The sequence below is a fragment of the Agathobacter sp. LCP21S3_B2 genome (assembly GCF_052118705.1).
Lineage (GTDB): Bacteria > Bacillota > Clostridia > Lachnospirales > Lachnospiraceae > Roseburia.
This window is the reverse complement of the sequence record NZ_JBQKGQ010000026.1, coordinates 20,359-30,378: the sequence shown is the minus strand read 5'-3', so window position 1 is coordinate 30,378 and position 10,020 is coordinate 20,359. Positions and strand designations below refer to the sequence as shown.

The window sequence follows — 10,020 nt, the reverse complement described above, 5'->3', positions numbered from 1 at the left end:
GCAACCACAGTTGGAATAACAACGGTTAGGGAACCTTGACAACCACAATCAACCTTTAAACGCAACACAGGAGAAGTCTGCCCTTTTTTAGGCTATCTTCTGGAAAGGTGATGTATTGGGAGTGGTTGTAATGGCAACTACGGTAGATTTTGTGCACGCTTATACTGCCGTGAATAATTCAGGCTTATTATTCGATGTACTAAATATTAAGCATATCGCTGAGCTCCTTAAGTGCTCCGTCTGTCTCATGTGCGAGAACCTTCTTTGCAAGTATCTTTCCAAGCTGAACACCTTCCTGATCGAAGCTGTTTACATTCCATAAGAAGCCCTGGAACATGATCTTGTTCTCAAAATGTGCAAGGAGTGCACCAAGAGATGCAGGATTTACCTGGTCTCCAATGATGATGCTTGAAGGACGTCCACCCTCGAAGCTCTTGTTCTTGTTTTCGTCTGCCTTACCACATGCAAATGCAACTATCTGAGCTGCTACGTTTGCGCAGAGCTTCTGCTGGCTTGTGCTGTCCTGGATGACTACATCTGTATCAAGCTGGTTGTTCTTGAAGCCAATGAACTGGAGTGGCACAATATCTGTTCCCTGATGAAGGAGCTGATAGAATGAGTGCTGTCCGTTTGTTCCAGGCTCACCGAAGATAACCGGTCCTGTCACATAATCTACAGGCTCACCGAAGCGGTTAACTGACTTGCCGTTTGACTCCATATCAGCCTGCTGTAAATGTGCAGGGAAACGACTGAGTGCCTGTGAGTATGGAAGCACTGCTGTGCTAGGATATCCGAGTACGTTTCTCTCGTAAACACCGATGAGTGCGTCGAGCATCTCAGGATTCTCCATGATGTCTGCATTCTTTGAAAGCTTATCCTCTGCTGCTGCTCCGTCGAGGAACTGTGCAAATACCTCCGGACCGAATGCAAGTGAGAGAACTGCTCCACCAACTGCTGATGTTGATGAGTAACGTCCTCCGATGTAATCGTCCATGAAGAAGGCTGCAAGGTAATCATCGCTCTTTGCAAGTGGTGATGTCTCGCTTGTTACAGCAATCATGTGCTTAGAAGCATCAAGTCCTGCGTTCTTTAATGCATCCTTCACGAATGACTCATTGGTAAGAGTCTCAAGTGTTGTACCTGATTTTGATACTAATATAAAAATAGAGTGAGCTACGTCAACTGATGCAAGTACGCTTGCCGCATCATCAGGATCAACATTGCTGATGAATTTGGCTTCCATCTTGAAGCTGCCGTTTTTCTTTGCCCAGTTCTCAAGTGCTAAGTACATAGCACGAGGTCCTAAATCGCTTCCGCCGATTCCTATCTGAACAACTGTTGTAAACTTCTCTCCTGCTGCGTTTGTAATCTCGCCTGAGTGAACCTTGTTTGCGAACTCAGCGATTCTCTCCTGCTGCTCTACGTAGAATTTACGCTTGTCAACTCCGTCTGCCACTACAGCATCTCCGAGCTGTCCACGGGTAAGCTGGTGAAGAACGAGACGGTTCTCACCTGTATTGATAACCGCACCATTGTAAAGTGCCTCAAATTTCTCTGTAAGCTGTGCCTCCTTTGCAAGCTTTGCAAGTGCCTCAAGCACATCTGCGTCCACCTGCTTTGCAGCGAAGTTGTAAGTGAATCCCTCTGCCATTGGGATGTTGTACTCCTTGACACGCTTAGCGCCATTGTCTCCTGACATGGCCTCTTTTATGTCAACACGTCCCACTTTAGAAAGCTCCTTGAAGGATTCCAGGGTATCCAAGTTGTTCCAGGTAATCATTGCGATTTCCTCCTTATCATTTAATCTTATTTTCACCAATCGCTTAAATTATACTATCAATCATTTTTAAGTTCAAGAGCTGAGAAACTTTATAAGTAAGTTTTTCGATAAAATTCGTATTTTGTTTTGTTTATGTGTGAATATGCACTTTTTATGCAAAATCAGTAACTATTCAGATCCATTGAAGGGAAAAATGATGCATCCTACTTGCAGGCAGGATCAATTTATCACACTCCGAGGAGCTCCATGATATCATCCTTTGACATGCTGCCAATTCCGACATTATCTCCGTTTATGATATTGTCTGCAAGATCCTTCTTTGTCTCCTGCAGCTTCATGATTTTTTCCTCGATGGTGCCCTTTGCAATCATCTTGTACACAGTGACCTTTTTGGTCTGTCCGATTCTGTGCGCACGGTCTGTTGCCTGATTCTGGACAGCCACGTTCCACCATGGATCATAGTGGATGACCACGTCTGCACCGGTCAGGTTCAGTCCGACCCCGCCTGCCTTTAAGGAAATAAGGAAAATCGGTGTGTCATCCTCATTGAACTGCTTTACCATGGAAAGCCTGTCCTGCTTTGAGGTCTCTCCTGTTATCTTGTAAAAGCTTATATCCTTTTTCCTGAGTTCATCCTCTATGATTGCAAGCATGCTCGTAAACTGTGAGAAGAGCAGTATCTTGTGACCACCCTCTATTGCACTGTCTATGAGCTCGAGGCACGACTCAAGCTTTGCCGATGGACCATTGTAGTTTTCAAAACACAGATGCGGGTCGCAGCATATCTGCCTGATTTTCATAAGCTCTGCAAGCACCTTGAGCTTGTTCTTGTTGAAATCCTCCTCATTGCCGCCTGCGAGCTCGTTTTTCATGCGGACAACCTGTGCATCATAGAGTCTGCGTTGCTCACCGTCAAACCGCACTACTCTCGACTCCTCAAGCTTATCCGGCAGATCCTTGAGCACATCCTTTTTCAGACGTCTCATGATAAACGGCTTGACCATCTTCTGTAAGCGCCCCATCATTTCCTCATCCTCATATTTGACGATAGGATTCTCAAAATCACGCCTGAATGCATCATATGTATACAAAAAGCCCGGCATCAGATAATCGAATATGCTCCAAAGCTCACTGAGCCTGTTTTCTATCGGAGTACCTGTCAGTGCGAAGCGTGCCCTGCTGTTTATCAGCTTGACTGCCTTTGCTGCGGCTGTCGTCTGATTCTTTATGTACTGTGCCTCATCTATGACCTCATATGAAAAAGCCTTGCCATCGTACTGGTCTATATCTCTCTTTAAAACATCATAGGATGTGACAAGCACATCATACTTATCATAATCTGATATTATCTGTGTCCTGTCTTCCGCCTTTCCTGCAAGCAGCGCTACCTTAAGCTGCGGAGCAAACTTCTCAAATTCCTCTCCCCAGTTGAACACAAGTGATGCCGGAGACACAATAAGTGATGTGCCCTCTATGCCGTTTTCCTTTGCAGAAAGCAGTACTGATATAGTCTGCAGTGTCTTTCCAAGTCCCATATCATCGGCCAGTATGCCGCCAAAGCCACAGTCCTCAAGTGTTCTCATCCATCTGAAGCCGTTTTTCTGGTAGTTTCTCATGATTTTATCAAGCGATGGCGGAACATCATAGTCTGACTCTGAAACCGACTTCATGTTCTTAATAATCTGCTTGAACTGGACATCTCTCGTGTTGTAGACCTCGCTATGCTCCTCGAGCATCTTGTCGAGGTAAAGTGTGCGGTACAATGGCAGGTGCATCTTTCCCTTCACAAAATCCTTCGGTGACATGTGAAGCGATTCCATCATCTCAAACAGCATCTGCAGTGACGACTGCTGCAAATCAACAAACTCACCGCTCTTGAAACGGTAATATCTGCTGTTTCTCTTATAGTTTTTGAGCAGCTCTAAAAGCTCATCCTCGCTCATATCCTGTGTCAGAAGGTCGAGTTCAAGCATACCGCTTGACACACTCACGCCTACACTTACACTGGTGCCCTTTGTCTTTCCCACGTTCTTGAAACGGCTCGTGCAGTAGACATTTCCGAGTTTCGCAAGCTCCTCCACGCCGCCTGTTACCACATCATATATCCTGTCCTCATCGCCGCCGCAGCATATTCTGTCATTTTTCAGATTCACAACAGGCATAAACTGCCTGAGTATATCCAACACCTCACGCTCCTTGAAAGCCACTCTGAAGCTCTCAACCTTCACATCAGGTCTGTACATATCAAGGCAGGAGCATTTTTTGTCTCCGTACTCTGCTATAACCCTGCAGTCCACATCATCATTATCCGCATCCAGATAAAATGAAAATATCGTCTCAGGAAGCAGATATTGCTCAATAAGCTCAGGTTTATCCTCTATGATATCCACATGTTCAGAAAGCTCCGGAAGCGCCCCATAATAAAAATCTGACAGATTATTCCTTCCTATATTTAAGCTCAGCACTCCATAGTCGTTGTACTCATCCTTTGACAGAAGCGGTCCCAAATGCTCATAAAACTCAGGAGTAACCCTGCAAAGCTGCTTTGCATCCGCATCCATAAAGTACATTTTTCCGCTTCCTATGTACATGTGTGGAAAAGTGATTATCGCCTTTATTCCCTGAAACACTCTGCCCTCCATGAGCGGACGGATTGACATGATAAGCTTCGGATCCCTTACCACGCCCTTTATGACACTCTTAGTCTTTGTATCGCGATCCTCGTAGTTGACTCCGGCATTCTCCATCAGCTCATAGAGCCTGTCTACACGCCATCCGTACAGCTCAAGCGACGAAACCTTTTTCCTTATGCTTTTCCATGTAGCCTCCTCCAGTGACTTTTTCAGGCGATTTTCCTCTGCTACACAGTCCTGAATGAAATCCACCCATTTTCTAGAAGACGCGGTAAAGTTCTGTATACCGTGATTAATATTTGTATTGCTGCCATACACCTCTGTCTCTGACTTCTGTACCAAATCTGCAAAATGTGTAAGGTCCTTTACTACAAACATCTTATCCTCACCGACCTTGAATGAAAGGCTTATGTTCTTGTCCTTGCACACAAGTCTTGGCTCAAGCGTAAGCGAATTCTCCTGCTGCCTGCTCGCAGATATCACCTTCGAGCGCTTCCTTTTTGCAAAGCTGTTTATCACCTGACGACCGGCAGTGTCAGTCGCATCCATATTGTCATTTTTTTCCAGATAATCAAGTGCAATATCTAAAGCGGCTGCAGTGTACTTACAGTGATGATTTTTTGCCCAATAATATCTGCCCATGCACTCATCACAATCACACTCAAAGTTAATCACCTTATTTTTTGACACATAAAGCGTGACCTTAATTCCTGTCTTATATCCGTATTTTTCCTCGTATCCTGTGCAGATAAAACGGCATACCGGCTCACGGCTCACCGATTCTACAAAGCCGCTCGAAAAATTCTCCAGCTTAAGCTTTCCTCTTTTCAAAATTTCCTGACAATCCTTGCGCGTTTTTGCTGTCAGTTCAAAGGAATCCTTTATCTTTTTTAAATTGAAATACCTATACTCATCCTGCGCATGAATGCCCATCTTCCTATCGGAGGCATCAGCCTCGTGCTTTGAAATGACTTCTCCGTAGAGGGTTTCGTCGATAATGCTGTCTGTAGTGGTTTTAGTGGCTGTAGTATCTGCTGTTTTTTGGACTTTCTTTTTCATATGTGTGTACTCCTGATTTCTGCATGGATAATTATGCAAATTTCTTTGTGAATTTATCATTAACTGTAATTCACTCATACACAAAATTATATATTCATATGCAAATAAAATCAATCATAAACATCACAATACCTTAGAACCATTTTTATTACTTTTTTAACATATCATTCTAATGAAAATATACTGTCTGCGTTATGTAAAATTTGTTGGAAATTGTTGTAATGCAGTTACTACATATCAGTAATGTAATGCGGTTTTATTAAAAATCAGTTGACTTTGCCGGTGTAAGGTACTATACTCATGTTTGTAAAATTATTGGTATCTCCCTTTTAATTTTACATATTTACATAGTTTAATAACGGATTTTTGAGAGTGAACAGAGTTCATGAAGGGGTACACCACCGCGGGTGTATTACTTTGTGAACTCTTTTTTAATGTATTGCTTCGGGATAATCCCTGCTTTTTCCACATCTCAATCCGGAAAGGAGACGCACAATGGTAAAAATCAACGGTAAAGAAGCTGCAGATGTATGCGGCATGACTGTTTCGCAGTATCTTTCAGCTAACAATTACAACCCTAAGCACATCGTTGTGGAGCTGAATGAAGAGATTCTTCCAAAGACTGAGTATGACAGCACTGCTATCGCCGACGGCGATGTGGTAGAGATTTTAAGCTTTATGGGCGGGGGCTGATTAAAAACAAACACTTTTTACACCATCAATAAAAATATAAGGAGTTAATCATGAGTAAAAATATAGATTTAGCAAACGACAAATTAGTTTTAGGAGGTCACGAGTTTACCTCACGTTTCATCCTTGGATCAGGAAAGTTTTCACTCGACCTGGTAAAGGCCTGCATTGAGAAGGCTGATGCACAGATTATCACACTGGCTCTGCGCCGTGCAAACGATGGAGGACTGGCAAACATCCTCGACTATATTCCGGACAATGTCACACTGCTTCCAAACACATCAGGCGCCAGAAATGCCGATGAGGCTGTAAGAATCGCACGTTTATCCCGCGAGCTGGGCTGTGGAGATTTCGTAAAAATTGAAATCATGCGCGACAGTAAATATCTGCTTCCGGACAACTTTGAGACAATAAAGGCTACAGAGATTCTTGCCAAGGAGGGCTTTGTCGTAATGCCTTACATGTATCCTGACCTCAACGTGGCAAGAGACCTTGCAAACGCCGGCGCTGCCTGCATCATGCCTCTCGGCGCGCCAATCGGCTCAAACAAGGGTATCTGCACAAAGGAATTTATCCAGATTCTGATTGACGAAATCGACCTACCTATCATCGTGGATGCAGGTATAGGCCGTCCTTCACAGGCATGCGAGGCTATGGAAATGGGTGCTGCCGCAGTCATGGCAAACACCGCTGTTGCAACAGCCGGTGATGTTGAGATAATGGCAGAGGCATTTAAAAAGGCTATCGAGGCCGGAAGAATGGCTTATCTGTCAGGACTCGGACGCACTCTGACCAAAGGAGCCAGCGCATCATCTCCTCTGACAGGATATCTGCGCGACTAATCATAAATGAGTGGCAAAATACCTTTTGCCCCTCATATCATTTAAAGCATAAATATGATAATCAGCTTTTGAAGGGAACACATAATGACTAACGATACAAATATAACAAATGACAAAGATATCAATGCAAATATCGCCCACGATGACCACTTCAACGACAGCATTGTAAACGAAGTAATCCTCGAGGACATGAAGAAAAACAGAATAGACCATATGAAATATCTGCCTGATATGGAGGTTCTTGACTCCGATATCATGGACAGGGTTGTTGCCGAAATGGATGCCTACGACTACGACCAATACACCGCAGCCGATGTACGCGCGGCACTTTCCCACGAATACCGCACATTGGAGGATTTCAAGGCTCTGCTCTCGCCTGCTGCACAGCCATTTATTGAGGAAATCGCACAGGCTGCACAGCTTGAGACCAGAAAGCACTTCGGCAACAGCGTGTACATGTTTACGCCGCTTTACATATCAAACTACTGCGAAAACTACTGTATCTACTGTGGTTTCAACTGTCACAATAAAATCAACCGCGCAAAGCTGAATGCCTCAGAAATCGAAAAGGAAATGGCTGCAATCGCCAAAACCGGTCTTCAGGAAATCCTGATTCTCACCGGTGAGAGCAAGAAAATGTCAGACGTCGAATACATTGGAGAGGCATGCAAAATTGCCCGCAAATATTTCAAGGTTATAGGTCTTGAGGTTTATCCTATGAACTCTGACGAGTACGCATACCTGCACGAGTGCGGAGCTGACTATGTGACCGTTTTCCAGGAGACCTACAACTCTGACAAATACGAGACTCTTCACCTTGCCGGACACAAGAGAATTTTCCCTTACCGTGTAAATGCACAGGAGCGTGCTCTTAAGGGCGGTATGAGAGGTGTCGGCTTTGCTGCACTTTTAGGTCTCGATGATTTCAGAAAGGATGCACTTGCCACCGGATATCACGCATACCTGCTCCAGAAAAAATATCCAAGAGCCGAGATTGCATTCTCATGCCCTCGTCTGTGCCCTATCATAAACAATGACCGTATCAATCCAAAAGATGTCCACGAGACACAGCTCCTTCAGGTAGTATGCGCTTACAGGCTCTTCATGCCGTTTGCAAGCATCACCATATCTACTAGAGAGGTAGCGCGTGTGCGTGACAATCTCGTAAATATCGCCGCCACCAAGATTTCAGCCGGTGTCAGCACCGGAATCGGAAGCCATGTGGACGATATAGAGGACAAGGGCGATGACCAGTTTGAAATCTCTGATGGCAGAAGCGTAGATGAGGTATTTAATGCACTGCTCGACAATGGTTTGCAGCCGGTGATGAGCGACTATATTTACGTGTAGGAATCCTGTAAACAATGAAATGCTTGAATTAGAATCAGTAATCATTTTAATTTTAACAGGTATAAATATGTATATATGAATATGTAGGAACAAATATGAATAAAGAAAAACTCTTATACGATAACTCAAAACATGCTTTACAGAGTGATAATATAATCGCTATCACAAACAGACACCTGTGCAGCCGTCCGTTCATGGAACAACTCGAGCGTGTCTGTAAGCTCCATCCCCATGCAATTGTGCTCAGGGAAAAGGATATGCCAGAGGCAGAATATCTGTCTCTGGCACGCGATGTGATTGCTCTGTGTAAAAAATATGATGTGCAGTGCATGCTGCACAGCTTTATAAATGTAGCAATGGAGCTTGACCATCCGTATATACATCTGCCATTGCCAATCCTCGAAGCATATGTCAAAAAAGACATATCTGACAATATATCCACAGATATGTCAAAAAGCACTGACAATTATCAACAATTCTTCAAGGTTATCGGAACCTCTGTCCACTCTGTAGAAGATGCCATAAAAGCCGAACAGCTTGGAGCCACATATATGACGGCAGGACATATTTTTGCAACCGACTGCAAAAAAGGACTGCCTCCGCGCGGACTTGATTTCCTCAAAAATGTCTGTGATGCGGTTGGGATACCGGTTTATGCAATCGGCGGCATTAATATTGCTTCAAGCGATGACAGCACAGCTTCCGATGCACCATCTGCTTATGATGCTATGCCAGACATTAATGTTCCGCGACTTTCTGAGGTTATGGAATGTGGAGCCGCCGGAGGATGTATTATGTCGGGGATGATGAGGGTATGATTTACCGACTATATCACAGTTTTTATTTTACCTCCAAAATATCCTGCGGTTCACAGCACAATGCCTTTGACAGCCTGACAACATACTCGACCTGTGCTTTATTTATATCCTTTCTGCGCTGTTCATACTGTTGAATAGTTTTTACAGGAATGCCTGTTTCTTCCGCAAGAATGCTCTGACTGATACCAGCCCTTTTGCGTAGTTTTTTAAGATATGTCTCCGCTCTTGATACCTGACTCATCTCTCTCAATTTCAAAATGGCAGATGAAATATCCATCTCATGATAAGGATTATACATATTTCTGATTTTACAAATAGGTATCTCTTTATCAATCATTTCAAAGGTTTTGCCATTCTCCCATTGATAATATGCCAGAATCCATCCTGTCCAATATTCCTGGCTTTTAGCTGTATTGTACGAAGGCATGATTATATCATCATCAGGTATATCTAATACCCTTATCGCAAGTTCAGCGCCCGACATCCCGGTTATCACAAATAAATCACCTTTTGAAAAGCGCATACTATATTCAGACTGCAAAAATCTTTTATAATAATCCTCCAGCTCATATCCGAGGTCATACACTGCATAACTAAGCATCTCCCCAAGACTTCGCTGTGCAATTCGAAGATAAACCTTGTCATATGCGTAAATCATCTTTTTTCATCTCCTCATCTATAATCCTTGAAATATAAAATGTCCTCCTGGTAGAAGTATAGTTATACAATACTCCCACAGGAGGACATTTTCAATTCATATTTACATTTCGCACACCCTAGTACATCGTTTCTTAAATAACTGGACCAAATACTTGCCCGTTTTCTCGATAGTACAATCCAAAAAGCCT

Annotated in this window: 7 protein-coding genes; 4 read left to right on the top strand and 3 right to left on the bottom strand. The window is 43.6% G+C overall.

Annotation, left to right across the window (positions count from 1 at the left end):
• Positions 1–199: 199 nt before the first annotated feature.
• Both ACTQ1L_RS14405 and ACTQ1L_RS14400 read right to left on the bottom strand, forming a co-directional pair.
• Positions 200–1,780, bottom strand: coding sequence for a glucose-6-phosphate isomerase (locus ACTQ1L_RS14405; protein WP_441367878.1), 1,581 nt, complete (start codon positions 1,778–1,780; stop codon positions 200–202).
• 227 nt (positions 1,781–2,007) lie between these two features.
• Complete coding sequence (locus ACTQ1L_RS14400) at positions 2,008–5,472, bottom strand: DEAD/DEAH box helicase (protein ID WP_441367876.1); 3,465 nt, start codon at positions 5,470–5,472, stop codon at positions 2,008–2,010.
• Between the two features lie 495 nt (positions 5,473–5,967).
• Between ACTQ1L_RS14400 and thiS the strand changes: the two genes are divergently transcribed.
• The 4 genes from thiS (at position 5,968) to ACTQ1L_RS14380 (ending at position 9,172) form a co-directional block, all read left to right on the top strand.
• Complete coding sequence (gene thiS, locus ACTQ1L_RS14395; protein WP_012741150.1) at positions 5,968–6,165, top strand: sulfur carrier protein ThiS; 198 nt, start codon at positions 5,968–5,970, stop codon at positions 6,163–6,165.
• Positions 6,166–6,215: 50 nt separating this feature from the next.
• A complete protein-coding gene (locus tag ACTQ1L_RS14390; protein WP_015517663.1) occupies positions 6,216–7,004 on the top strand; it encodes a thiazole synthase in 789 nt (262 codons plus the stop codon).
• Positions 7,005–7,088: 84 nt separating this feature from the next.
• Positions 7,089–8,354: a 2-iminoacetate synthase ThiH gene (thiH, locus tag ACTQ1L_RS14385; RefSeq protein WP_441367874.1), complete on the top strand. Its 1,266-nt coding sequence runs from the start codon at positions 7,089–7,091 to the stop codon at positions 8,352–8,354.
• A 95-nt stretch (positions 8,355–8,449) separates the two neighbouring features.
• Positions 8,450–9,172, top strand: a complete 723-nt coding sequence (locus tag ACTQ1L_RS14380) for a thiamine phosphate synthase (RefSeq protein ID WP_441367872.1) — start codon at positions 8,450–8,452, stop codon at positions 9,170–9,172.
• Between the two features lie 22 nt (positions 9,173–9,194).
• Here ACTQ1L_RS14380 and ACTQ1L_RS14375 read toward each other — a convergent pair whose 3' ends face one another.
• Positions 9,195–9,830: a helix-turn-helix domain-containing protein gene (locus ACTQ1L_RS14375; protein WP_441367871.1), complete on the bottom strand. Its 636-nt coding sequence runs from the start codon at positions 9,828–9,830 to the stop codon at positions 9,195–9,197.
• Positions 9,831–10,020 lie beyond the last annotated feature (190 nt).

What these genes read in the sequence shown, in the direction of transcription:
- ACTQ1L_RS14380 (WP_441367872.1), top strand. Translation starts at nt 8,450, where the DNA reads ATGAATAAAGAAAAACTCTTATACGATAACTCAAAACATGCTTTACAG.
- thiH (WP_441367874.1), top strand. Translation starts at nt 7,089, where the DNA reads ATGACTAACGATACAAATATAACAAATGACAAAGATATCAATGCAAAT.
- ACTQ1L_RS14405 (WP_441367878.1), bottom strand. Translation starts at nt 1,780, where the DNA reads ATGATTACCTGGAACAACTTGGATACCCTGGAATCCTTCAAGGAGCTT.
- ACTQ1L_RS14390 (WP_015517663.1), top strand. Translation starts at nt 6,216, where the DNA reads ATGAGTAAAAATATAGATTTAGCAAACGACAAATTAGTTTTAGGAGGT.
- ACTQ1L_RS14400 (WP_441367876.1), bottom strand. Translation starts at nt 5,472, where the DNA reads ATGAAAAAGAAAGTCCAAAAAACAGCAGATACTACAGCCACTAAAACC.
- thiS (WP_012741150.1), top strand. Translation starts at nt 5,968, where the DNA reads ATGGTAAAAATCAACGGTAAAGAAGCTGCAGATGTATGCGGCATGACT.
- ACTQ1L_RS14375 (WP_441367871.1), bottom strand. Translation starts at nt 9,830, where the DNA reads ATGATTTACGCATATGACAAGGTTTATCTTCGAATTGCACAGCGAAGT.